20 protein-coding genes and 1 pseudogene are annotated in these 21,959 nt (G+C 65.1%); 6 read left to right on the top strand and 15 right to left on the bottom strand.

The window, feature by feature from the left end:
- Positions 1–107 precede the first annotated feature (107 nt).
- The 4 genes and pseudogenes from Q0082_RS04050 to Q0082_RS04035 form a co-directional block, all read right to left on the bottom strand.
- Positions 108–1,214 (bottom strand): OmpA family protein, encoded by a 1,107-nt coding sequence (locus Q0082_RS04050; protein WP_298190202.1) that lies wholly within the window; start codon positions 1,212–1,214, stop codon positions 108–110.
- A 193-nt stretch (positions 1,215–1,407) separates the two neighbouring features.
- The gene (locus Q0082_RS04045; RefSeq protein WP_298190200.1) at positions 1,408–1,827 is read right to left on the bottom strand and encodes a DUF2793 domain-containing protein; all 420 of its coding nucleotides are present in this window, start codon (positions 1,825–1,827) and stop codon (positions 1,408–1,410) included.
- Positions 1,808–2,191, bottom strand: a pseudogene (locus Q0082_RS04040) (terminase family protein); the annotation flags it as partial. The gene Q0082_RS04045 and the pseudogene Q0082_RS04040, both read right to left, overlap by 20 nt.
- A 62-nt stretch (positions 2,192–2,253) precedes the next feature.
- The gene (locus tag Q0082_RS04035) at positions 2,254–2,784 is read right to left on the bottom strand and encodes a hypothetical protein (RefSeq protein ID WP_298190198.1); all 531 of its coding nucleotides are present in this window, start codon (positions 2,782–2,784) and stop codon (positions 2,254–2,256) included.
- Between the two features lie 267 nt (positions 2,785–3,051).
- Between Q0082_RS04035 and Q0082_RS04030 the strand changes: the two genes are divergently transcribed.
- Positions 3,052–3,696 carry a YqaA family protein gene (locus tag Q0082_RS04030; RefSeq protein ID WP_298190196.1) on the top strand — a complete coding sequence of 215 codons (645 nt, stop codon included), beginning with the start codon at positions 3,052–3,054 and terminating at the stop codon, positions 3,694–3,696.
- Positions 3,697–3,732: 36 nt separating this feature from the next.
- Here Q0082_RS04030 and Q0082_RS04025 read toward each other — a convergent pair whose 3' ends face one another.
- The 6 genes from Q0082_RS04025 to lgt form a co-directional block, all read right to left on the bottom strand.
- Positions 3,733–4,269 (bottom strand): adenine phosphoribosyltransferase, encoded by a 537-nt coding sequence (locus Q0082_RS04025; protein WP_298190194.1) that lies wholly within the window; start codon positions 4,267–4,269, stop codon positions 3,733–3,735.
- 77 nt (positions 4,270–4,346) lie between these two features.
- Positions 4,347–5,183, bottom strand: coding sequence for a cytochrome c1 (locus Q0082_RS04020; protein ID WP_298190192.1), 837 nt, complete (start codon positions 5,181–5,183; stop codon positions 4,347–4,349).
- A gap of 34 nt (positions 5,184–5,217) precedes the next feature.
- Positions 5,218–6,510 (bottom strand): cytochrome b/b6, encoded by a 1,293-nt coding sequence (locus tag Q0082_RS04015; protein WP_298190189.1) that lies wholly within the window; start codon positions 6,508–6,510, stop codon positions 5,218–5,220.
- A gap of 11 nt (positions 6,511–6,521) precedes the next feature.
- Positions 6,522–7,097 carry a ubiquinol-cytochrome c reductase iron-sulfur subunit gene (petA, locus tag Q0082_RS04010; RefSeq protein WP_298190187.1) on the bottom strand — a complete coding sequence of 192 codons (576 nt, stop codon included), beginning with the start codon at positions 7,095–7,097 and terminating at the stop codon, positions 6,522–6,524.
- 300 nt (positions 7,098–7,397) lie between these two features.
- Positions 7,398–8,492, bottom strand: coding sequence for an SAM-dependent methyltransferase (locus Q0082_RS04005; RefSeq protein WP_298190185.1), 1,095 nt, complete (start codon positions 8,490–8,492; stop codon positions 7,398–7,400).
- A gap of 21 nt (positions 8,493–8,513) precedes the next feature.
- Positions 8,514–9,428, bottom strand: coding sequence for a prolipoprotein diacylglyceryl transferase (lgt, locus tag Q0082_RS04000; RefSeq protein ID WP_298190220.1), 915 nt, complete (start codon positions 9,426–9,428; stop codon positions 8,514–8,516).
- A 195-nt stretch (positions 9,429–9,623) separates the two neighbouring features.
- Between lgt and Q0082_RS03995 the strand changes: the two genes are divergently transcribed.
- Genes Q0082_RS03995 through Q0082_RS03985 form a run of 3 tightly spaced genes read left to right on the top strand, consistent with a single transcriptional unit; the run spans position 9,624 to position 14,660 of the window.
- On the top strand, positions 9,624–11,339 hold the full coding sequence (locus Q0082_RS03995) for a class I adenylate-forming enzyme family protein (RefSeq protein WP_298190183.1): 1,716 nt from the start codon (positions 9,624–9,626) through the stop codon (positions 11,337–11,339).
- A gap of 16 nt (positions 11,340–11,355) precedes the next feature.
- Complete coding sequence (locus Q0082_RS03990; RefSeq protein WP_298190181.1) at positions 11,356–14,103, top strand: [protein-PII] uridylyltransferase; 2,748 nt, start codon at positions 11,356–11,358, stop codon at positions 14,101–14,103.
- The gene (locus Q0082_RS03985; protein WP_298190179.1) at positions 14,100–14,660 is read left to right on the top strand and encodes a YqgE/AlgH family protein; all 561 of its coding nucleotides are present in this window, start codon (positions 14,100–14,102) and stop codon (positions 14,658–14,660) included. Before Q0082_RS03990 ends, Q0082_RS03985 begins: the two co-directional genes overlap by 4 nt.
- A 62-nt stretch (positions 14,661–14,722) precedes the next feature.
- Here the strand turns inward: Q0082_RS03985 and gltX are convergent, their stop codons facing one another.
- From gltX to Q0082_RS03970, 3 genes are all read right to left on the bottom strand, one after another.
- The gene (gene gltX / locus Q0082_RS03980; protein WP_298190177.1) at positions 14,723–16,048 is read right to left on the bottom strand and encodes a glutamate--tRNA ligase; all 1,326 of its coding nucleotides are present in this window, start codon (positions 16,046–16,048) and stop codon (positions 14,723–14,725) included.
- A gap of 37 nt (positions 16,049–16,085) precedes the next feature.
- Entirely contained in the window at positions 16,086–16,508 is a 423-nt protein-coding gene (locus Q0082_RS03975) for a hypothetical protein (RefSeq protein ID WP_298190175.1), read from the bottom strand.
- A gap of 82 nt (positions 16,509–16,590) precedes the next feature.
- Positions 16,591–18,258, bottom strand: a complete 1,668-nt coding sequence (locus Q0082_RS03970; protein WP_298190173.1) for an NAD+ synthase — start codon at positions 18,256–18,258, stop codon at positions 16,591–16,593.
- A gap of 156 nt (positions 18,259–18,414) precedes the next feature.
- Between Q0082_RS03970 and Q0082_RS03965 the strand changes: the two genes are divergently transcribed.
- Complete coding sequence (locus tag Q0082_RS03965) at positions 18,415–19,350, top strand: ribose-phosphate pyrophosphokinase (RefSeq protein ID WP_298190170.1); 936 nt, start codon at positions 18,415–18,417, stop codon at positions 19,348–19,350.
- Between the two features lie 54 nt (positions 19,351–19,404).
- Here Q0082_RS03965 and Q0082_RS03960 read toward each other — a convergent pair whose 3' ends face one another.
- Positions 19,405–20,298, bottom strand: a complete 894-nt coding sequence (locus Q0082_RS03960) for a haloalkane dehalogenase (protein ID WP_298190168.1) — start codon at positions 20,296–20,298, stop codon at positions 19,405–19,407.
- A 123-nt stretch (positions 20,299–20,421) separates the two neighbouring features.
- Between Q0082_RS03960 and Q0082_RS03955 the strand changes: the two genes are divergently transcribed.
- Complete coding sequence (locus tag Q0082_RS03955; RefSeq protein WP_298190166.1) at positions 20,422–20,976, top strand: pseudouridine synthase; 555 nt, start codon at positions 20,422–20,424, stop codon at positions 20,974–20,976.
- Here Q0082_RS03955 and Q0082_RS03950 read toward each other — a convergent pair.
- Positions 20,960–21,895 (bottom strand): helix-turn-helix domain-containing protein, encoded by a 936-nt coding sequence (locus Q0082_RS03950; RefSeq protein ID WP_366522495.1) that lies wholly within the window; start codon positions 21,893–21,895, stop codon positions 20,960–20,962. The two genes, Q0082_RS03955 and Q0082_RS03950, sit on opposite strands and share 17 nt — an antisense overlap.
- Positions 21,896–21,959 lie beyond the last annotated feature (64 nt).

Genomic DNA, 21,959 nt, shown 5'->3' with positions numbered 1-21,959 from the left:
CACGATCAGCGAAGCAAGTCCGTACTGCGCAGGTTGCCAGGGTCCTTGCAAAGAAAAAGGGGCCGGATTGCTCCGGCCCCTCATTCCAACAGACTGAAAGCCGAAGCTTACATGCCCGAACCCGGACCGTACGTGATTTCCACGCGGCGGTTCTGCAGTTCGCGAACGCCGTCGGCGGTCGGAACGCGCGGGTTGGCTTCACCGAAGGCCTGGCTCGTGATCGCACCATCGGGGATACCGTGGGTGGTCAGGTAGCTGCGGACTTCCGCGTTGCGGCGCTGCGAGAGGCCGAGGTTGTACTTCGGCGAGCCCGAGCGGTCGGTGTAGCCGGCAAGCATGATCGGAACGCTTGCGCAGTTGCCATAGGCCGTGACTGCGTTGTCCAGAATGGTTGCCGCTTCAGGCGTGATGTTCGACTTATCCCAGTCGAAGAACACGATGTACGGACCCTTGTTGCAGACCGGAGCCGGCGGAGGCGGCGGAGGCGGCGGGGGCGGCGGGGGCGGCGGGGGCGGCGGTGGAGCGGGCGGTTCCGGCATCGGGGCCGGCTCCGCACCGCCGAAGTTGTAGGCCAGCGTGCCGAGCAGCGAGTGCGAACGCCAGCGGCCATTGATGTTCTGGCCAGTCAGTGCGCCATTGCCGATCATGTCCAGCTTGCTGACGGCGAAGTAGCGATACTTCAGGCCCACATCCCAGTGCTTCGTGATCGGGGTGCGGACACCGGCGAGGGCCTGCCACGCGAAGTTGGTGTCCGAATCGTTGACGCCACCGAAGCCTGCGGTCGAGATGGCATACTTGACGTTGGCAATGCCGACACCGCCACCGACGAAAGCCTGGAGGCCGTCATCGCTGCCGAAATCGAGCAGGCCGTTGACCATGTAGCTGAGCGCATGCGAGCGCCCGGTCAGCGTTCCGGCAGCGCGGTCGGCCGTGGCGCCCGTGCTGTCGGTGACGCGGTCGGCGCGCGCGCGGCGGTAGCCGACTTCAGTCTCGAGGCGGAAGCCACCGAAATCATAACCGACGATACCACCGACATCATAGCCGGTGTCGCTCTTGAGGGTAGCGGCATTAGCGACACCAGCAATCGCCAGATCGGTCTTTTCGACGATCATCGCGCCGGCATCGACCTCGACGTACCAGGAATCCTTCTTGGCGAGCGCTGGCGTTGCGAGCGCCGTCGACGCCAGGGCCAAGCCCAGGAGCAGTTTCCGCATTCTCATTTCCCCTTTATTCGAAGTCATGCCTCGGGTGTTTTCGCCATTAGCGGCTCTCGATTTTGCTTGCAAGCAAACGTGAGTGCGAGATGTTGCCAAAAGGCAACTAAAGCAAGGGCTCTAAGCAACAATCCCGAGGTGCACCGGCCGTCGTTTGCCGTCGTGACCGAAGCGTGACCAAAGGGGCAGGCGCTCAGGAGAGCATGCCGGAGGTGCGCAGCGACGAGATGATTGCGGAAATTGCTGCCCTCGCTTGGCTATCGATCACGCTGCCACCCGTCGGCGCGGTGGGAGCGATCGCAAGGTGCCATGTGCCGCTTGCAAAGAGCCGGTCGGCGGCAGCAGCAATATCGTAGGCGCGCATGCCCTCCCGCGGTGCAACGAAGCGCCATCCTCCTTCGGTCCATGCAGCGATCCGGTTGGTCTGCCCGGCAAACAGCCCGGTTGCGGAGGCTCCCACCAGCCAGCATTGGCCATTCGCAGGCGATGCGGGCGGGGCGGTAACAACCGCTTCGACGGCAGGGTGGAGCAATACGTCGGTGGCCACCAAGGCCTCGTTCACGGTGGCTTCCTTCTGGCTCTGCCCGGCACGCGTGGCTGTGCTGGGGCCCACGCAGCGCTTCGGCCTCTGCTGCGGAGTCAAGCAGCGCCTGCGCGCCGCCCGGCCATACGATCCGCCGCAGAGATGGCTCATAACGTGGCCGCAGTTGCGGCGGGCTGACGGCCATCAGCCCGCTCTCACCTTCGACCATCACACTGCGCGCTTCGTGGAGCGATGACGCGACAAGGGCGATCCGCGCCGCATTGTCGCGTTCCGCATTCGTCCGCACCCATTCCGCGCCGGCACGGGTCTTGCCGAACCCGCGGCCGGCCATGATCAGCCAGACTCGCCAGTCGCCCGGCGGTGGTAGTTGCGATGCGCGCGCCCACATCGGCCAGTTCCACAGTACCGCATCGCGCTCGCGCTGCTCGAGCATGTCGGGCAGTTCATGGGCGAGCCCATCTTCATCATGGCGCAGAAAGTCGAGCCGGTCGCAGCTCACGCCGGGTCCAGCGGCTTGGGCAAGCTTGCGGTTCCAGGCGTACCGGCTTCGCGCCGTGCCTTTGCGTCCATCACGCGCTGCCGCAGTTCCTCGACCTTGCGGTCAATCGCAGCGCGGATTTCCTCGGCGCTGGTATGGTCGCGCCGCGCTCGTTCGCGCGCTGCCGATTCGCGGTGAACCGCAAGCAGGCGAAACGCGGTCGCGTTGTCGAAGCTGCGCACGGCTCGCTTTGTGCCCGACGCCGGCTTCAACTCCCCGCTGCGCAGCCGGTAGAGCAGCTCCATCTCGAGGTTGTCGTAGCCTTCGCTAAGCGCAACCTGCCAATTCCGGTTGAACTCGTGATCGTGGCGCCGCCGGTGATAGGCGGTCGAGACGTCGATGGCGGCCTTGCGTGCTGCCGCGGCAACGTTGGAGGTGTCGGCAAGCGCCGAAAGGAAGACGGTTGTCCAATGGACTGTCGCTTCCGGGTCGTCGCGCTGCGTCGTCGCCGCGCTACAGGGCGGCGGCGCAGTGGGTCGCTGTGCCATGGGCTGTCCGTCGCTAGGAGAAAGGGGGGCGGAGGGGGACGCTGCCTTGGCGGCGGCGACTCGGTCTATCGCGATGTTCCTGTTATGTACTCAAACAGCGTGACGATGTCAAGAGGTTTGTACCGATATGGTTAAGCGCTGCGCCCCCTAGCGCTTTGACGCCCGCTCGCTTAGGGAATGTTTGGATTGCGTTGCTAGGGAGCGTCTGCGGGACTTGTCCCGATTCTGCCCGCAGGCGCACGTTTGATCAGTCGAGTACCCAGCCCAATGCTTCGCAGCCTCTATAACTGGACCATGGCCAAGGCCACGCACCCGCTTGCCGAAGTGTGGCTGGCGCTGTTTTCGGCGATGGAGGCCAGTTTCTTTCCGGTCCCGCCGCACCCGTTGCTCGGGTTGATGTGCCTGGCCGAGCCGAAGAAGGCGGTGCGCTATTCGGCGATCGCCACCGCCGCTTCCGTGGTCGGTGGCATGCTCGGCTATGCGATCGGCTATTTCCTCTTCGCCAGTGTCGGCAAGGATCTGCTCGCACTTCTGCACTTGTCGGAAAGCTTCCCCAAGGCGGCCTGCTACTTGCGCGAATACGGGGTGGAGATCATCGTCATCAAGGGCGCGACTCCCATTCCGTTCAAGCTGCTGACGATCACCGCGGGCTTCATCGCCATGCCGATCGTGCCGTTCCTGCTGGCCTCCATCGTCAGTCGTTCGATCAGTTTCATGATCGTGGGCGGCCTGTTCCGCCTGTTCGGCGCGCCGATCAAGCGCATCATCGACAAGTACCTCGGCCTCGTCACGATTGGTTTTGTGGTCTTCGTCATCGGCGGGTTCTATCTCGCCAGCGTCGTCAGCGGCGCGAGCACCGGCAGTGCTGAAGTCTCGGCCCGCTGCGCGCAGGCAACCATGGCCAACCTCTGATCCCTGGCGCTCCCCTGAAAGGAGCGGCGCCAGCTGTCAGTGTCCGGGGAAGTCCATCAGGGCTTCGACCGTGACACCTGCTCCGCGTAGCCGCTCCGCGCCATGCAGGTCCGGGAGATCGATCACGAACAGCGCGTGGTCGACCCGTGCCCCGGCGCCGCGCAGCAGCTCTGTCGCTGCCAGCGCCGTTCCGCCTGTCGCGATGAGATCGTCGACGATCACCACTCGCGCACCCCGGGTGATGGCACCAGGATCGATTTCGAGCCGGTCTCGCCCATACTCCAGAGCATAGTCGATCCCGACCGTGCGCACCGGCAATTTCCCCGGCTTGCGCACCGGGACGAAGCCCAGCCGCATATGCGCCGCCACCGCTGCCCCGAAGATGAAACCGCGCGCTTCCATGCCAGCGATCACATCAGCGCCGGCGGCCTCGGCCATCCGCGCCAGATGCGCGATGCACGCGGCAAAGCCCTCGCCGTGGCTGATCAGGGTCGTCACGTCGCGAAACAGGATTCCCTTGGCCGGGAAGTCTGGCACGGTGCGCACAAGCGCCTTGATCTCGTCCTTGGTCATGGCGTGCCTCCATAACCGCGCGCACAAAAAAGGCCACCGTTGCCGGTGGCCTTTGTTTGTTGTCGGGCTAGCAGAGCTCAGTGCTTGTCGGCCCAGACATTCCGCTTTGCAAGGAAGGCGAGGACCGTTGCGGCGAGCAGGAAGCCCAGCACCGGCCAGCCCGTCTGCTTGCGCTTGTCGAGCTTGGGCTCGGCCGTCCACGTCAGGAACGCCGAGACGTCCATTGCCATCTGGTCGACGGTCGACTGCGTACCATCGTTGTAGGCGACCTGACCGTCGCTCACCAGCGGCGCCGGCATGGCGAGGTTCAGGTTGGCGAAGTAGGGATTGAAGTACAAACCGTCAGGCGTCTTCGCGTCGGGGAACTTCTTGAGCAGTTCCACGCCCTCTTCGTTCTTGTAGCCAGCCTGATCGACATAGCCTGTCAGCAGCGAGTGAATGTACTGCGCACCGCCGTGACGCGACTTGGCGATCAGCGAGAGATCCGGCGGCACGCCCTGACCGGCGTAGTAGACCGGCGGGAAGTGGTCCGAAGGCAGGTTCGGGCGGTCACCGCGGTCGCCGGTCTTGGGATCGAAGGTCTGGGCCTTGTTGCCCCAGTTCTTCGCGATGGCCTTCACTTCGGCCTCGTTGTAGCCAAGTGCGGTGAGATCGCGGAATGCCACCTGCTTCAGGCTGTGGCAGTTCGAGCAGACTTCCTGGTAGACCTTGAAGCCGCGCTGAAGCTGCGCCTTGTCAAACGTGCCGAAAGGCCCGTCGAACGAGAACTTCACTTCCTTCGGATGCATGTGGAACAGCTTCTCCGCGCTCGGCGGGGTCGGCTGGGTCGCCGCATTGTAAGCGCCGTTCCCGAAGGACCAGAGCAGTGCGACTGCGAAGAAGAGGCCAACGAGCGGGCCAAATAGACGGACCATGAGGTTTCCCTTTGGATGTGCCGGGTTGGCAGGCTCAGGCGACAGCCGGGGTTGCGGGAGCGAGGGTGGCGTGCTCGTCCTTGCCCAGCACGGCCTCGGTGATCGAGAACGGCAGCGGGGCGGGCGTTTCGATCGACGAGACGACCGGCAGGATCACGAGGAAGTGCAGGAAGTAGTACATCGACGCGATCTGCGAGATCATCACGTAGGGCTCCTCGGCCGGAGCGCCGCCGCAGTAGCCCAGCACCAGCACGTCAACGACGAGCAGGTAGAAGAACTTGCGGAACAGCGGCCGGTAGTGGCCCGAACGGACCGGGCTCGTGTCGAGCCAGGGCAGGAAGAACCACACGAGGATCGCGCTGAACATCGCCAGCACACCCATGAGCTTCGCCGGGATGAACAGGAAGTCCGAGGTGAAGGCGCGCAGGATCGCGTAGAACGGCCAGAAGTACCATTCGGGAACGATGTGCGCCGGGGTCGAGAGCGGGTTTGCCGGGATGTAGTTGTCTGGGTGGCCCAGCAGGTTCGGCGCGAAGAACACCAGTGCGCAGTAGACCAGCAGGAAGATGCCCAGCCCGAAGCCATCCTTCGCGGTGTAGTAGGGGTGGAACGGCACGGTGTCCGATTCCTGCTTCACTTCGACGCCCGTCGGGTTCGACGAGCCCGGGATGTGCAGCGCCCAGACGTGCAGGATGATCACACCCAGGATCACGAACGGCAGCAGGAAGTGCAGCGAGAAGAAGCGGTTCAGAGCGGCGTTGTCCGGCGCGAAGCCGCCGAGCAGCCATTCCTGCAGCGGGGTGCCGACCAGCGGGATCGCCGAGAACAGGCCGGTGATCACCTTCGCGCCCCAGAAGCTCATCTGGCCCCAGGGAAGCACGTAACCCATGAAGGCGGTCGCCATCATGAGCAGGAAAATCACGACGCCCAGCAGCCAGATCATCTCGCGCGGAGCCTTGTACGACGAGTAGAAGAAGCCGCGGAAGATGTGGGTGTAGACCACGATGAAGAACATGCTCGCGCCGTTGGCGTGGGCATAACGGAGCATCCAGCCCCAGTTCACATCGCGCATGATATGTTCGACGCTGTCGAACGCCACCTTGTCGTTGGCGGCATAATGCATGGCCAAAACGACGCCGGTGACGATCTGCAACACGAGCGCGAAGCCCGCGAGCACGCCGAAGTTCCACATGTAATTGAGGTTGCGCGGCACGGGATAGCCGGCGCCCACCGCATTGTAGACAAAGCGGGGGAGGGGAAGCCGCTCATCGACCCACTGCATCAGCGGGTTGGTCGGCTTGTATTCGTTCGCCCAGGGAAAGCTCATTGTGTCAGTCCTCAGCCGATCTTCACGACAGTGTCGGAAGAGAATTCATGGGGGGGCACCTCAAGGTTCTTGGGTGCCGGGCCTTTGCGGATGCGCGCCGCGGTGTCGTAGACCGAGCCGTGGCAGGGGCAGAAATAGCCGCCGAACTCGCCCTTGACCTCGCCTTCACCAGCGCCGAGCGGCACGCAGCCGAGGTGGGTGCAGACGCCCATCGTGATCAGCCAGTTGGTCTTGCCGGCCGTCGTGCGCTGCTCGAGCGTCTGCGGATCGCGCAGGCTCGCCACGTCGACCCCATCGGCTGCCTTGATTTCCTCGGGCGTCAGATTGCGGATGAAGACCGGCTGCTTGCGCCACACGGCCTTGATCGCCTGGCCCGGCGCGATGGCCGAGATGTCGATTTCGGTCGAGCTTTCCGCAAGCACGTCGGCCGAAGGGGCCATTTGCGAAATCAGCGGATAGAGCGCGGCGAGACCGCCTACGCCCGCAAAGCTTACCGCGGCGATATTGATGAAATCACGCCGCCGTACGCCTTCACCATTATTGGCGCCAGTCATGGTCGCTTCAGCGATGCTTGCTTGTTCAGCCATTGCCATTCCCTGCCTGCGCTGCCGCCGCCACGGATTGGGCGCGATAGCGTGTCCTAAAATGTCCCACACCGGTCTGTCGGGAAAGTGCCCAAAGGGACGCTCGCCCAGCCAAACCGCACCAGCCTCGCTGCAGCGCGAGAGTCCGGCCCCCTTGGGCGCGCCTGATAGACGCAAAGCCTCCGGTTTGCCAACAAGCATTTTGCCGTGGCTGCGAGGCGCCTAATCGCAGTTTTTACAGCGACTTGAATGATTATTGCAAATTATTCGCAATACCTGTCTTGGCTGCGGTGTGACAGAGTCTCAACCGGCCCCGCCAGAGTTGGCCCGGGCAAGGCCTGCCCCATCGGGCCATCCCGGCGCGGCAAGTCCCATCACCTTGAACAAGGTGCCCATTTCCGCAGGAGCGGTCAGGCGCTTCGCAGCGGCTTCGATCGCCTCCGCCGCGTGGGGTGCCGTCCGCGTGAGGCTCGCCGCCCGCGCAGCGATGCCCAGCGCCAAAAGCCAGGCGCCTTGCTCGCTGGTTCCGAGCCAGCGCGCACCGGCCTGCTCGGCAACCGCGGCCAGTGTCGCGAAGTCGACATGGGCGGTAAGGTCGGCCTCGCCCGGTTCTGCAAACACGTCTACCTTCCGGTGCGCGCGGACCGCCTGCAGGGTGCTGCCAAGCTGCGGATCGGCATAGCCGTAGTCGATGAACAGCGCGGCACCGCCCTGCCGGGCAAGGCGCCCCGCCACTTCCTGTACAACTGCCGCAGAAGCGGGCGATGTCTCAATGATGGCGCCTTCACCAGCCTTCGCAAAGACCTCGGGAGCTACCGCGTCCATGGGCCGGGAACCTGCAACTGGCGTGAAGCGGCCTTCCGGATCAAGCCCGACCATGCGTTCGCGCCAGCCACCCGCCGTGCGCACGAGTTGTCGCACCGGCAATGCATCGAGGAATTCATTGGCAACGATCAGGAGCGGTCGGTCGTTCGGCAACCCAGATAGATCGTGATGCCAGATCGCCTCAGGGTGCGCCGCCTGCTGCAGCGCTGTAAGCGCCGGGCTCGTCTCGACGAAGTGCACTTCAGGCACAAACCCAGCCCGGCTCGCCGCCCGCAGTGCATCGCGTGCCAGCGTCCCGCGCCCGGGCCCCAGTTCGACATAGCAGACACCGTCCGGGCCCCCGGCCCGCTGCCAGATGTCGGCCAGCCACAAGCCGATCAGCTCGCCGAACATCTGGCTGATTTCCGGGGCGGTCACGAAGTCGCCGGCCGCCCCCAGCGGATCGCGCGAGGCATAGTAGCGGGCGTTCGCCTCGGCCATGTAATGCGCGATCGGGATCGGCCCTGTCGCGGCGATCAGCCGCGCGAAAACCGCCGCGAGCCCACTCGGCATGGCGCTGTCATCGTTGGCCATGAACGGCAGTCCGTCTGCTGCTCAGGATACGACCGTCTGTCCCGTCGGCTGCCCGGTCGGCTGGATCGTCACCGCAAGTGGCGGGCGCACCATCGCGCGGACCGCGAAACCTAGGCCAACGGCCATCATCGGCAGGGTCAGCCACTGGCCCATCGAAAGCCCCGTGCGCATCGCGAAGTCAAGCAGTTGGGCATCGGGTTCCCGGTAGAACTCGACGGTAAAGCGGGCCAGTGCATAGCCCAGCGTGAACAGCCCGACGAGCAGTCCCGGCCGCCAGCGCGCGCGGGTCCGCCAGAACAGCACGAAGAGGATGAGGCCCAGCACCAGCCCTTCCAGAACCGCTTCGTAAAGCTGGCTCGGGTGGCGCGGCAGCGGGCCGGCACCCGGAAACACCATGACCCACGGCACCTTCGAATCCGTCACTCGGCCCCACAGCTCGCCGTTGACGAAATTCGCGCAGCGCCCGAAGAACAGCCCCGGCGGCACACAGACCGCGATGTAGTCACAGGTCCGCACGAAATTCAGCCCGCCGCGCCAGGCGACCCACGCAATCGCCAGCACCGTACCGATCAGCCCGCCGTGGAAGCTCATGCCGCCCTCCCAAAGGCGGATCAGCCGCGTGGGATCGGTCAGCAGTTCGGGGGCATAGAAGAGGGCGTAGCCCAGCCTCCCGCCAAGGATGATGCCGAGCGTTGCGTAGAAAAACAGGTCGTCGGCATGCCGCTGCGCCAGCGGCGCGCCCGGCTGGCGAATCATCCTGCCGAGCTGAAAATAGCCCAGCATGATCCCAGCGAGGTACGCGAGACTGTACCATTTGATGGCGAAGAACCCGAGGTCGATCGCGATGGGCGAGAGGCCCAGGCTTTCCCAATGCAGCGGCTGATGACCCGCGCCAATCAGGGCTGGGGCTGCGGCTGCGGCGGCCGATAGTGACAGCAAGGGCCAAGCTCCCTAGAGTTTCGCTAACAACGAAGGTTTGTAACAGAACGGTTTTGTTTTGTGCCGCGGGCGCCGCGACCTTGCGCGGCCTTCTGGCACAGGGCAAACCCGAGAGGCAAACCGAATAACAGCAAAGACCCCATGGCGGCGCAATGTTGCCGGAAATGGGCGGAGAGGAGTGCTACCCACACCATGTTGACCCAGCTTGATCGGGACCTTTCCCAGGTGATGGACGGACTGACCGCCCCAGGCGGCATGCTCGCAACCACGCCGTTCCAAGCCTTTGGCCGTGACCTGCCGATGATTGCGGCTGCGCCGCCCACGCTCGGCGCCTATTTCACCCAGTTCTGCGCTTTCCATGGCGCTCGAGAATTCATCGTCGACGGCGATGTGCGGCTGACCTTCGCCCAGACTCTGGAAGCCGCGCGCATTGCCGCTGGCGGGCTTGTGGCGGGCCACGGCCTCCAGAAGGGCGACCGGATCGGCATCGCCGCGCGCAATTCGGCCAACTGGATCGTCGCCTACATGGCCGTCCTCATGGCGGGTGGCTGCGCCGTCCTTATCAACGGCTGGTGGCAGGGCGAGGAAATGGCCCACGGCATCGATATGGTCGGCTGCCGCATGATCATCGCCGATCACCAGCGCGCGCAGCGACTGACCGGCATCACCCATGGCGCCGAGATTATTCCGCTCGTTCACGATTGCTATCCGGCCGAAGGTCTTGCCGCACTGACGGCCAAGGGCGGCGATGCCAGCACCCCGCTCCACGAAGTCGGGCCGGACGATCTTGCCACGATCCTGTTCACCTCGGGCTCGACCGGCGTTTCGAAGGGCGCCTATTCCAACCACCGAGGCGTCGTGCAGGGCACCTACAGCTACCTTGCACAGAGCGTCATGGTGCTCGGCCTGATGACCGCGCGCGGCGAAGCGCCCCCGGCGAATGCGCAGCCTATTGCGCTCGTCAACGTGCCGCTGTTCCACGTCACCGGCGAAGTGCCGCTGATGCTCCAGTCCTTTGCCCTCGGCCGCAAGCTGGTGCTCATGCCCAAGTGGGATGCGGTCACCGCCATGCAGCTGATCGAGCGCGAGAAGGTCACCTATTTCGTCGGCGTTCCGCTGATGAGCTACGAGATCGCGACGCACCCAGATCACGACAAGTACGATCTCTCCACTTGCGTCACCTTCGCCGCCGGTGGCGCCCCGCGACCGGTCGAGCACGTTGACCGCATCCGCAAGGCGCTGCCCCACGCTTTCCCGATCCTCGGCTACGGCCTCACTGAAACCAACGGTGTCGGCTGCGGCAATTTCAACGAGAACTACATCGCCAAGCCCGGCAGCACCGGCACCGCATCGCGCCCGCTGGTCGATCTGGCGATACTCGACGATGCCGGCCAGCCCGTGCCGCAAGGCCAGCTCGGCGAGGTCGCGATCCGCAGTGTTGCCAACTTCCTTGGCTACTGGGACAACCCGGAGGCGACCGCGGCCGCAATCATGCCCGACGGCTACTTCCGCACCGGCGATCTCGGCTATCTTGATGCCGAAGGCTATCTGTTCATCGTCGATCGCAAGAAGGACATCATCATCCGCGGCGGCGAGAACATCGCCTGCATCGAAGTCGAAAACGCGATCTACGCGCACCCCGGCGTCGCCGAGGCCAGCGTCTTCGGCCTGCCCGATGAACTCTACGGTGAAGTCCCGGTCGCGGTCTATCTCGCCAAGGAAGGCACCACGGTGACCGAGGAAGACTTGCGCGCTTTCCTCGCGACCCACATCGCTGCGTTCAAGATCCCCGTCCGCTTCTGGCAGGAGCATGAGGTGTTGCCGCGGCTCGGCACTGAAAAGGTGGACAAACGCACCCTCAAGCAACGCTACGGGGCGCAATGGCAAGAGACGCGCAAGGCGGGATAGGCTAGAGGGAAGGGGTATGATCACCCCCCGGATTCCCAACCAGCGCGCCATCATCGATCGCCGGGCGCTTGCCGATGCCATTGCCGAGCGCGTCGCCGCGCAAGGCGACAAGGCCCGGCCCGCCATCGTAGAACTCCTGCGCGACGCGCTCTCAGCCGGGCGCGAGGAACTCGCGCGCCGCCTGCGCGAACGGCCTTCACACGGCGCCGAATGCGCACAGGGGCAGGCCTTCCTGATCGACCAGCTGGTGCGCGTGATCCATGATCATGTCGTCGGAAACGTCTACCGCGCCAGCAACCGCTCGACGGGCGAGCGCATCGCGCTGGTCGCGGTCGGTGGTTACGGGCGCGGCGAGATGGCGCCGCATTCCGACGTCGATATCGCTTTCCTCACCCCCACCAAGCCCACCGCCTGGTGCGAGCAGGTGATCGAGGCGATGCTTTATTTCTTCTGGGATCTCGGTCTCAAGGTCGGCCAGTCCAGCCGCTCGCTCGACGAAATGGTGCGCATGGCGCGCAGCGATCTCACCATCCGCACGGCGCTGCTTGAAGGCCGCTACGTCTGGGGCGACCGCGCACTTTACGAGGAAGGCTCGCGCCGGTTCTGGGCCGAAGTCGTCACCGGCACCGAGCGCCAGTTCGTCGCCGAGAAGCTCGCCGAGCGCAACGAGCGGCACAAGAAGCTGGGCGACAGTCGCTATGTCGTCGAGCCCAACGTGAAGGAAGGCAAGGGCGGCCTGCGCGATCTGCACACGCTGTACTGGATCGGCAAGTACATCCACAAGGTGCGTGATCCCAGCGAGCTCGTCGGCGTCGGCCTGCTCACGGCGGCGGAGTACCGCGCCTTTCGCCGCGCAGAGAACTTCTTCTGGTCGGTGCGCTGCCATCTCCATGCGGTCACCGGTCGTGCCGAGGACCGCCTGACCTTCGATCTCCAGCGCGAAGTGGCGCTGCGCATGAACTTCGCCGATCGCCCGGGCAAGAGCGCGGTCGAGCGCTTCATGCAATACTTCTTCCTGCAGGCGACGCAGGTCGGCTCGCTCACCGGCATGTTCCTTGCCCAGCTCGATGAACAGTTCGCCAAGACGCGTGTCGGCTTCTTCGCGGCGCTGCGGGGCCGCCGCAAGCGCAAGATCGGTGCTTTTCCGATCCAGGCGGAGAAGCTCGGCGCCGATGGCGATGATTTCTTCCGTGCTGATCCCATCCGCCTCATCGAGATCTTCCTTGTGGCCGATCGCGAGGGGCTGGAGATCCATCCCGAAGCGATGCGCCTGGCCCGCCGAGACGCCGGGCTGATCGATGCATCCGTGCGCCGCGATCCGCGCGCCAACACGATGTTCATGGAGCTGCTCACCAGCCGCCACGACCCGGAAACGGCGCTGCGCTGGATGAGCGAGGCGGGCATCTTCGGCCGCTTTGTTCCCGATTTCGGCCGCGTCGTCGCGCAAATGCAGTTCGACATGTACCACCACTACACGGTCGATGAGCACACCATCCGCGCCATCGGGCTCCTTTCGCGCATCGAGAAGGGCGAGGAGACCGAGCAACATCCGCTGGCGAGCGAAGTCATTGCTAAAGTCGCCTCGCGCCGCGTGCTCTATGTTGCGACGCTGCTCCACGATATCGCCAAGGGGCGGCGTGGTGATCACTCGATCCTCGGCGCCGAAGTTGCGATGAAGCTCTGCCCGCGGCTCGGCATGTCGCCTGCCGAGACGGAACTCGTTGCCTGGCTGGTGCGTTGGCATCTCCTGATGAGTGCCACTGCCTTCAAGCGCGATCTTGCCGATTACAAGACCATCGCAGATTTTGCCGGGCGCGTGCAGAGCCAGGAACGCCTGCGTTTGCTGCTGGTGCTTACCATCGTCGATATCCGCGCGGTCGGCCCGGGCATCTGGAACTCGTGGAAGCGCCAGCTCCTCGGCGATCTGTTCATCTCTGCCGAGGAGGTTCTCCGCCTCGGCCACAAGCAGCACGGGCGCGCCGAACGGATCGCTGCCAAGAAGAAGGCCGTTGCCGCGCTCCTCAAGGAACGCGATGCCCTCATCGGTACGGTTGGCCGCCAGCTTGGCGATGCCTACTGGATCGCCGAGCCTGAAGACATCATCGCGCTCAACCTGCAGCAGATGGACATCTCGCTCGATGAGCCGCTTACGGTCGAGGCGCACTGGTATGCCGCACGTGGCGCCACGCTCGTCACCGTGCTCGCCGCCGACCATCCGGGCCTGTTCTACCGCATCGCTGGCGGCATCCACCTCGCCGGCGGCAATATCATCGACGCGCGCATTCACACCGCGCGCAACGGTCTCGCGGTCGACAACTTCCTCGTGCAGGACCCACTCGGCCGCCCGCTCAACGAACCTGCGCAGATCGCTCGGTTGAAGACAGCGATTGCCGATGCTCTCGCCAACCGCGTCAAGCTCCTGCCCCAGCTCGCCGCGCGCCCCTCCGCACGCCCGCGCGCCGAAGCGTTCGAGGTCGAACCCATAGTCATCTTCGACAACAAGGCCTCCAACCGATTCACCGTGATCGAGGTTGGTGCGCGCGACCGCCCCGCGCTGCTCAGCCAGCTGGCGCGTGCGCTGTTCGAGGCCCGGCTGGTCGTCCATTCAGCCCATATCGCAACCTACGGTGAGCGCGCGGTCGATACCTTCTACGTCACCGATCTGCTGGGCGAGAAGATCGAGGCTGACAGCCGCATGCGTGCCGTCGAGAAACGCCTCATCGAAGCAGCGGAGGACCGGCGCGCCAAGGCCGCTGCGGCATGACCGACGCACAGTACCTTGCCGGTCGTCTCCTCCTCGCCATGCCGGGCATGGGCGATCCACGCTTCGATCGCGCCGTGATCGCGATGTGCGTGCACGATGAGCACGGGGCACTCGGGATCGGAATCGGCAATGTGCGTGAAGGCGTGACCCTACACAGCCTGCTCACCGATGTCGGTATCGATCCCGGCGTGGCGCCCGATGGGCCAGTACTCAACGGCGGCCCGGTCGAAACCTCGCGCGGCTTTGTGCTCCATAGCAACGATTGGGGTGGCAGCGGTTCGGTCGAAGTCCACCCGCTCTGCTCGCTCTCCGCCTCGATGGACGTGCTGCGAGCGATTGCGGAAGGGCGTGGCCCGTCGAGATGGCTGGTCGCGCTCGGTTATGCCGGCTGGGGCGCCGGGCAGCTTGAAGGCGAGATGCGCCAGCACGGCTGGTACGCCGCACAGGGCCGCTGTGAGATCCTGTTCGAAACCTCGGTGGGCGCCCGCTGGGCCGCCACCTGGCGCGCCGAGGGCATCGACCCTTCGCACCTCGTCAGCCAGACCGGCCGCGCCTAGCTCCTCGCCATTCCCACGAAGTACAAATGGGAGGGACGCTCAGGCGGGTCGGAGGGGCAATCTCACCCCAACCGCTTCAAGGCCTCATCCTTGCCGATCAAGGGTAGCATTGCCTTCATGTCCGGCCCGTGGTCCATCCCCGTCAGCGCCTGCCGCAGCGGCAGGAACAGCGCCTTGCCCTTGCGCCCGGTCGTTTCCTTGAGTGCCCCGGTCAGCGCGCCCCACGGATCCTCCGCCCAATCGAGCGCCGCAGCAACTGCATACGCATGATCAAGATACGTCCGCGTTTCCGCATCAAACTCCGGCGCATCGACCGGCCCCGTCACCACCCGCCACCATTCAGCCGCTTCCGCCACTGTGTTCAGATTGGGTCGGATTGCCTCCCAGGCCGCCTCGCTCATGCCCTTCGGTAGCCGCTCCGCCACCCGCGCGTGGGGCAGCCTGTGAATCACCGCGGCATTCACCCGCGATAGCTCCGCATCGTCAAACCGCGCCGGTGCCCGGCCGAACCGCGCCAGATCGAAGCTCGCTGCAAGCGCCTCGACATCCAGCGCCGCGTCCACAGGATCGCTCGTCCCGAGCCGTGCCAGCAGCGCGATCAGCGCCTCGGGTTCGATTCCATTCTCGCGCATCTCCGCCACGCCGAGCGAGCCCAAACGCTTGGAAAGCTTGCCCTCTGCTCCCGTCAGCAAGGCTTCATGCGCGAAGCGCGGCACCGGCGCACCCAGTGCGGTGAACATCTGCACCTGCGTTGCCGTGTTGGAGACATGGTCCTCGCCGCGCAGCACGTCGGTCACGCCCATCTCGATGTCGTCGATCACCGAAGGCAGCATGTAGAGCCATGAGCCATCGGCACGGCGCACTACCGGGTCCGACATCTGCCGAGGATCGAAATGCTGTGACCCACGAATGCCATCCACCCACTCGATCGGCGCGTCGTGGTCGAGCAGGAAGCGCCAATGCGGCCGTTCGCCCACCGCCGATTTGGCCGCATGATCGGCCTCGGTCAGTTTCAGCGCGCTACGATCATAGATCGGCGGCAGCCCGCGCCCCAGCAGCACCTTGCGCTTGAGGTCCAGTTCCTGCGCCGTCTCATAGCAGCGATAGAGCCGCCCCGCCGCGACCAGTCTTTCGAAAGCTGTTTCATAGATCGCAAAGCGCGCCGATTGCCGCTCCTCGCGCTCCGGGTTCAGCCCCAGCCAGGCAAGGTCCGCGCGGATCGCCTCGACATGCTCCTCGCGGCTGCGTGCCACGTCGGTATCGTCGATCCGCAGCAGGAACCGCCCGCCGCTCTTCTTCGCCAGCAGCCAGTTGTGCAGCGCCGTGCGGATGTTGCCGACGTGGAGCGTGCCCGTGGGCGAGGGCGCAAAGCGGGTGATGACCGTCATGCGCCTGCCTATAGCGGCCCGGTGTGCCCGGGCAAGCTCAGCCCATCAGCACGATAGCATGGGTGCAGGCCTCCCACAGCGGCTCGTGCGCAGCGGCTGCGACAAACCCCTCGATCGCGGCCCCGAACGCGGCGCGGTTGCGTCGCTGTCCCGTCTCGACCATCCGCGCCAGCGTCACTTCGTCAGGCGAAAGCCGCTGGCAGCAGGCGCGGCCCACGCCGAAGGGCTCCGGCCAATGGCGGGTGACCGCTCGCACCAGTTCGTGGACCGCAAAGGCGGCTTCACAGTGCCGCAGCCGCAAGGCGAGCGCGGGCAGGGGATCGCTGCCGTCACGCGCCGCCAGCGCACAGAGCCGGATGGAAAGGATCACATCCTGCGCCAGCGGCGTCCGTTCATGGAGCAAGGGGGCGCGGGCGAGCCGGGCAATCGTTTCGGCAAGGTTTGCGGCGGGCATGGTCATGGGTTTGCTTCCGGCTAATTGCGAACGATTCGCAGATTAGCCGGTCGCAACTACAGGTCAATGAGAATCGTTCGCAATAAGCTCAGCCGGTGCGGAACCCGTGTGTGATCGGATAGCGCCGGTCCCGCCCGAAGTTGCGCATGCCCAGCTTCACCCCCGGCGGAGCCTGCCGGCGCTTGTATTCCGCCACGTTGAGCAGCCGTTCGATCCTCGAAACGGTCGCGTGATCGAAGCCTTCGGCGACGAGCTGGTCGACGCTCTTTTCGTGCTCGACCAGCCCCAGCAGGATGGCATCGAGTACGCCGTAGTCCGGCAGCGAATCCGAGTCCTTCTGGTCCGGCCGGAGTTCGGCGCTCGGCGGCTTGGTGATGATCCGCTCCGGCATGACCGCGCCTTCCGGTCCGAGCCCGATCTTCGGCCGCGCGCCGTTGCGCCAGCGCGAGATCGCGAAGACCGTTGTCTTGTAGGCATCCTTCAGCGGATTGTAGCCGCCGTTCATATCGCCATAGATCGTGGCATAACCGACGCTCATCTCGCTCTTGTTGCCGGTCGTCACCAGCATCGGCCCGAACTTGTTCGAAAGCGCCATCAGCGTGGTCCCGCGGATTCGCGACTGGAGGTTTTCCTCGGTGAGATCGGGCGAGCGCCCTTCAAAGGTCGGCGCCAGCATGGCCCCGAAGGCATCGACTGCCGGCACGATCGGGATCGTATCGAGCCGCACACCCAGCATCGCCGCGCAGGCTTCTGCGTCCTCGAGGCTCTCCGCGCTCGTGTAGGCGCTCGGCATCATCACGCACCACACCCGCTCGGGGCCCAGCGCATCGACCGCGATCGCCGCACAGATCGCCGAATCGATCCCGCCTGAAAGCCCCAGCACCACGCCAGGAAAGCGGTTGGTGTTCACATAGTCGCGCAGCGCGAGGACCATGGCGCAATAGATGTCCTCGGGATGCTCGGCGAGTTCGGAGATGACGCCCGGCTGGCAGCGCCAGCGGTGCCCCGCCCCTGATGGCACCTTGTTCCATACGGTGTCGACAATCGCCTCTTCCCAGTCCGGCAACTGAACCCACAGCGCGCCTTCAGGGCCGACGACGAAGCTTGCGCCGTCGAACACCACTTCATCCTGCCCGCCTACCCGGTTTACGAACACCAGGGGAATTCCGGTATCGATCGCGCGGCGCTTGGCGACACCTTCGATCCGCAGTTCGTCCTTGTCGATCTCATAGGGGCTGCCGTTGATGCAAATGAAGATCTCGGCGCCCTGTTCGGCCAGATGGCGGCAGACCGGCGCGTGCCAGATATCCTCGCAGATCGGCAGGCCCAGCATCGCCCCCCGGAAGTGCACCGGCTCGGGCAGCGGTCCCGGCAGAAAATAGCGCTTCTCGTCGAACGTGCCGTAGTTGGGCAGTTCCACCTTGAACCGCACGGCCACGACCTTGCCCTGATCGAGCAGCGCCACGCCGTTGTGCAGGGCGCCGTCACGCACGAATACCGATCCGACCAGCATCGCCGGTCCGCCATCGGCGGTCGCCGCGGCCAGCGCATCCAGCGCAATCGCGGCGCGCTCGATCAGGGCAGGTTTGAGGATCAGGTCTTCGGGCGGGTAGCCGATCAACTGAAGCTCGGGATAGACGATGAGGTCGCTGCCCTCGGCCCGCTCGCGTACCGCCAGCATGGCTGCGGCATTGGCGGCGAGATCACCGACCTTCTGATTGAGCTGGGCAAGCGTGATGATGAGTGTGTCGGCCATGGCCATGACCCTAGGCGGCATTGGCAGACGAGTTCAAGGATATCCAATGGTGCAGGACTTGCCTTGGTGCAAAACCATGTGTCCGAACGTTGCAATGCTGTCATCTTGGGCTAAGGCCCAACCCATCAACCAGAGTTGAGGGACTCGGGGAAGCCCATGAAGATCATGTCCGGCAACGGCAATCTGCCGCTGGCCCGCGCCATTGCCGCCTATCTCGAACTGCCGCTGACCGAGGCTTCGGTCCGCCGCTTTGCCGACGAGGAAGTCTTCGTCGAAATTCACGAGAACGTGCGCGGCGAAGACGTGTTCATCGTCCAGTCAACCGGCTATCCGGCGAACGACAACCTGATGGAACTGCTGATCTGCATCGATGCGCTGCGCCGCGCCTCGGCCAAGCGGATCACCGCAGTCATCCCCTACTTCGGTTATGCCCGGCAGGACCGCAAGCCCGGCCCGCGCACCCCGATTTCGGCCAAGCTGGTCGCCAACCTGATCACCACGGCCGGCGCCGATCGCGTTCTCGCAGTCGATCTCCACGCCGGACAGATCCAGGGGTTCTTCGATATCCCGACCGACAACCTGTTTGCCGCGCCCGTCATGGCCGCTGATATCCAGACGCGCTACGGCGGGCAGGACCTGATGGTCGTCTCGCCCGACGTTGGCGGCGTGGTGCGCGCACGCGCACTCGCCAAGCGGCTCGACAACGCACCGCTCGCCATCGTCGACAAGCGACGTGACCGTCCCGGCCAGAGCGAGGTGATGAACATCATCGGCGATGTCTCGGGCCGTATGTGCATCCTGATCGATGACATCATCGATTCGGGTGGCACGCTGTGCAACGCGGCGCAGGCGCTGCTCGATGGCGGCGCCAAGGGTGTTGCGGCCTATATCAGCCACGGCGTGCTCTCAGGCGGTGCCGTCGCGCGGGTCAACAACTCGGCGCTCAAGGAACTCGTGATCACCGACACGATCCTGCCGACCGAAGCGACGCAAGCCTCTGACCGCATCCGCGTGCTCACGATTGCGCCCTTGATCGGCGAGGCCGTTCGGCGCATTGCCGATGAAAGTTCTGTTTCCAGCCTGTTCGATTGATCTTCAAGAGGTTCCGGCCCTCTCCCTGACGGGGGAGGGGGTCGGGGCACTGGGTCAAAGTCCGAACGCCTCCAGCGCTGCTTTGGCGATCACATCGCCGCGTTCCTGCACGAAATGCCCGCCGTCCGCGATTTCCAGCGGCGGCCGGCAGCCATGGATCGTGGTGCGCAGGCCCGCCATCACGTCCGGACCGAGCACGGGGTCCATCATCCCCACCGCCATGAAACTCGGCCCGCGCCATTCATCGTGCCACCACACTGCGGCGCGCTTCGCTTCCGCTACGCCTGCCATATCCGGGCTGGTCATCACCAGTTCCGGAAAGCGCCGCACGCCTGCCTTGTAGGTCGCATCGGGGAACGGCGCGCCATAGGCAGCTGCCTCGGCATCGCTGATGCCCACCTGCGCCCGCTTGAACAGCGCTGGAATGTCGAGATCGGGCTGGCTGCGGTTGTAGGCGCGCCATGCATCGAAGCCGGGCCCTGCGGACTGGCCAGTCGGGATTGCCGTGTTCATCACCAGCAGCCGCTCGAAGCGCTCCGGCATGTCAGGCGGGATGGTAAGGCCGAGAATGCCGCCCCAGTCCTGACAGACCAGCGTTGTCTGCCTGAGATCCAGCGTTTCGATGAAGGCCATCAGCATGCTGCGGTGGAAGTGGAAGGTGTAGACCGTCTCGCTCACCGGCTTGTCCGACCGCCCGAAGCCGAGCAGATCGGGCGCCACGACGCGGTATCCAGCGGCGGCGAACACCGGGATCATCTTCCGGTACAGATAGCTCCAACTCGGCTGTCCATGGAGGCACAGGAACGTGGTTGCCGCATCACGCGGGCCTTCATCGATAAAGTGGACTCGCAGACCCTCATAGCCCTTGAGGTTCTCGGCGTAATGCGGCGCAAAGTCATAGCCGGGCAGGTTCTCGAACCGGCTGTCATCGGTACGCAAGGCTTCCATGGAGCCCATCTCCCATCGTGTTCTCGTGCCGCCGCCCAGTAGGTGTAGCGCGCCGCGCGCCTCGCGCAATCGGCCAACCCCCAGCTTTTGACACGGGCACCATTGCGGCCCATGGGGAGCGCTATGGCGCTGATCCTGTTCAACAAGCCTTTTGGCGTGCTGTGCCAGTTCAGCCCGGAACCCAATGGCCCGCCGCGGCCCACGCTGGCTGATTTCATCAAGCGCCCCGGTGTCTATCCCGCCGGCCGACTCGATCACGACAGCGAGGGGCTAACGCTGCTCACCGATGATGGCCGCCTGCAGGCGCGCATCGCCGATCCGCGCTACAAGCTGGCCAAGACCTATCTGGTGCAGGTCGAAGGTGATCCGGATGAAGCGGCGCTCGAACCGCTGCGCCGTGGACTCGTGCTGAAGGATGGGCCGACCTTGCCCGCCGATGTGCGCCGGATCGATCCGCCCGCGCTCTGGCCGCGCGATCCGCCGGTCCGTTTTCGCAAGAGTGTGCCCGATTGCTGGCTCGAACTGACGATCCGCGAGGGGCGCAACCGCCAGGTGCGCCGGATGACGGCTGCTGCCGGTTTCCCCACCTTGCGGCTGGTGCGCTGGCGTATCGGGGAATGGACGCTCGAAGGCCTCGCGCCCGGGGAATGGCGCGAAAGTCCTACTGCCAGGGCTTGATGTCGCCCGGCGCGATTCGCGCGATCGTCTCGAGCCGGCGCGCTTGCCGCGTTTCCAGCGAGAGCGTCATCAGCGGCTGCGGCGAATCGACGAACTGGCGCGGGCTCATCCCGAACAGCGCGGTGAACTCGCGGATCAGGTGGCTCTGGTCATAGTAGCGCAGCGCCAGCGCCTCGGCCTCGTCGTGATCTGCCACCCCGCGCAAGTGGCTCGCCATGTCGAGCGCGCGGGCGCGGCGCAGCACCTGCTTGGGCGGCATGCCGAAATCGCGGCGGACCAGCCGCTCCAGCTTGCGCTGCTCGGTGCCGCAATGCTGGGCCAGCCTCGCCACGGTGATCTCGGGATTGGTGAACGCAGCGGCCTCGACCGAGGCTGCCACTGCGTCCGGCTCGCCGGCGCCGGTGCGCGCGATCAGACGGCGCACCGCCTCCTCCATCGCACCGCACCAGACTTCTGGCGAGCCATCCTGCTGGAACAGGCTCATCCACTCTTCCTGGCACATCCCCATCGCTTCAAGGGGCGCCAGCTTGTCGCACATTGTGTCGAGCTTGATGCGGCTCAGTGCATGGCAGGCGCCGGCACGAAACGAGAGGCCCACACTGGTGAAGCTGCCGCGGACGGTTATCGGCATCCTGCGCGTCTGCGGCCCGAAATAGAGCGCAGCACGGCCCATTTCGCGCCGTCCCTCAGCGGTTTCGGCGACCCAGTCACCGCGCAGCTGGATCCGCAGCATCGCCGCATCGCTGAAGATGCCGCACGAAAGCGCGTAGTCTGCCGGAGCGTCGACGATCGTCACATAAAGCCGGGCGATCCACGGTGCGAGGTCGCGCGCCGGCGCGCGACTATAGGAGATCGGCTGACCATCCCGCGTTGCCGCCGCACCCGAGGCAATTGCCGGGTCAATGGCAGGTCTGCTCATCCGGTTCATCTAAGCCCCCTGAAACCGAAACCGGGCAGAACTCGCCTGCCTGATGAACGGTTTA

The organism is Novosphingobium sp., assembly GCF_027489515.1.
Taxonomy (GTDB): Bacteria; Pseudomonadota; Alphaproteobacteria; order Sphingomonadales; family Sphingomonadaceae; genus Novosphingobium.
The sequence above is the reverse complement of the archived record's forward strand: the minus strand, read 5'-3'. Positions and strand labels throughout refer to the sequence as shown.

Excerpts from the sequence above, each read along its gene's own strand:
- Q0082_RS04050 (WP_298190202.1), bottom strand. The coding sequence starts at position 1,214 with ATGCGGAAACTGCTCCTGGGCTTGGCCCTGGCGTCGACGGCGCTCGCA.
- Q0082_RS04035 (WP_298190198.1), bottom strand. The coding sequence starts at position 2,784 with ATGGCACAGCGACCCACTGCGCCGCCGCCCTGTAGCGCGGCGACGACG.
- Q0082_RS04030 (WP_298190196.1), top strand. The coding sequence starts at position 3,052 with ATGCTTCGCAGCCTCTATAACTGGACCATGGCCAAGGCCACGCACCCG.
- Q0082_RS04025 (WP_298190194.1), bottom strand. The coding sequence starts at position 4,269 with ATGACCAAGGACGAGATCAAGGCGCTTGTGCGCACCGTGCCAGACTTC.
- Q0082_RS04020 (WP_298190192.1), bottom strand. The coding sequence starts at position 5,183 with ATGGTCCGTCTATTTGGCCCGCTCGTTGGCCTCTTCTTCGCAGTCGCA.
- Q0082_RS04015 (WP_298190189.1), bottom strand. The coding sequence starts at position 6,510 with ATGAGCTTTCCCTGGGCGAACGAATACAAGCCGACCAACCCGCTGATG.
- petA (WP_298190187.1), bottom strand. The coding sequence starts at position 7,097 with ATGGCTGAACAAGCAAGCATCGCTGAAGCGACCATGACTGGCGCCAAT.
- Q0082_RS04005 (WP_298190185.1), bottom strand. The coding sequence starts at position 8,492 with ATGGCCAACGATGACAGCGCCATGCCGAGTGGGCTCGCGGCGGTTTTC.
- Q0082_RS03995 (WP_298190183.1), top strand. The coding sequence starts at position 9,624 with ATGTTGACCCAGCTTGATCGGGACCTTTCCCAGGTGATGGACGGACTG.
- Q0082_RS03990 (WP_298190181.1), top strand. The coding sequence starts at position 11,356 with ATGATCACCCCCCGGATTCCCAACCAGCGCGCCATCATCGATCGCCGG.
- Q0082_RS03985 (WP_298190179.1), top strand. The coding sequence starts at position 14,100 with ATGACCGACGCACAGTACCTTGCCGGTCGTCTCCTCCTCGCCATGCCG.
- gltX (WP_298190177.1), bottom strand. The coding sequence starts at position 16,048 with ATGACGGTCATCACCCGCTTTGCGCCCTCGCCCACGGGCACGCTCCAC.
- Q0082_RS03975 (WP_298190175.1), bottom strand. The coding sequence starts at position 16,508 with ATGACCATGCCCGCCGCAAACCTTGCCGAAACGATTGCCCGGCTCGCC.
- Q0082_RS03970 (WP_298190173.1), bottom strand. The coding sequence starts at position 18,258 with ATGGCCGACACACTCATCATCACGCTTGCCCAGCTCAATCAGAAGGTC.
- Q0082_RS03965 (WP_298190170.1), top strand. The coding sequence starts at position 18,415 with ATGAAGATCATGTCCGGCAACGGCAATCTGCCGCTGGCCCGCGCCATT.
- Q0082_RS03960 (WP_298190168.1), bottom strand. The coding sequence starts at position 20,298 with ATGGAAGCCTTGCGTACCGATGACAGCCGGTTCGAGAACCTGCCCGGC.
- Q0082_RS03955 (WP_298190166.1), top strand. The coding sequence starts at position 20,422 with ATGGCGCTGATCCTGTTCAACAAGCCTTTTGGCGTGCTGTGCCAGTTC.
- Q0082_RS03950 (WP_366522495.1), bottom strand. The coding sequence starts at position 21,895 with ATGAGCAGACCTGCCATTGACCCGGCAATTGCCTCGGGTGCGGCGGCA.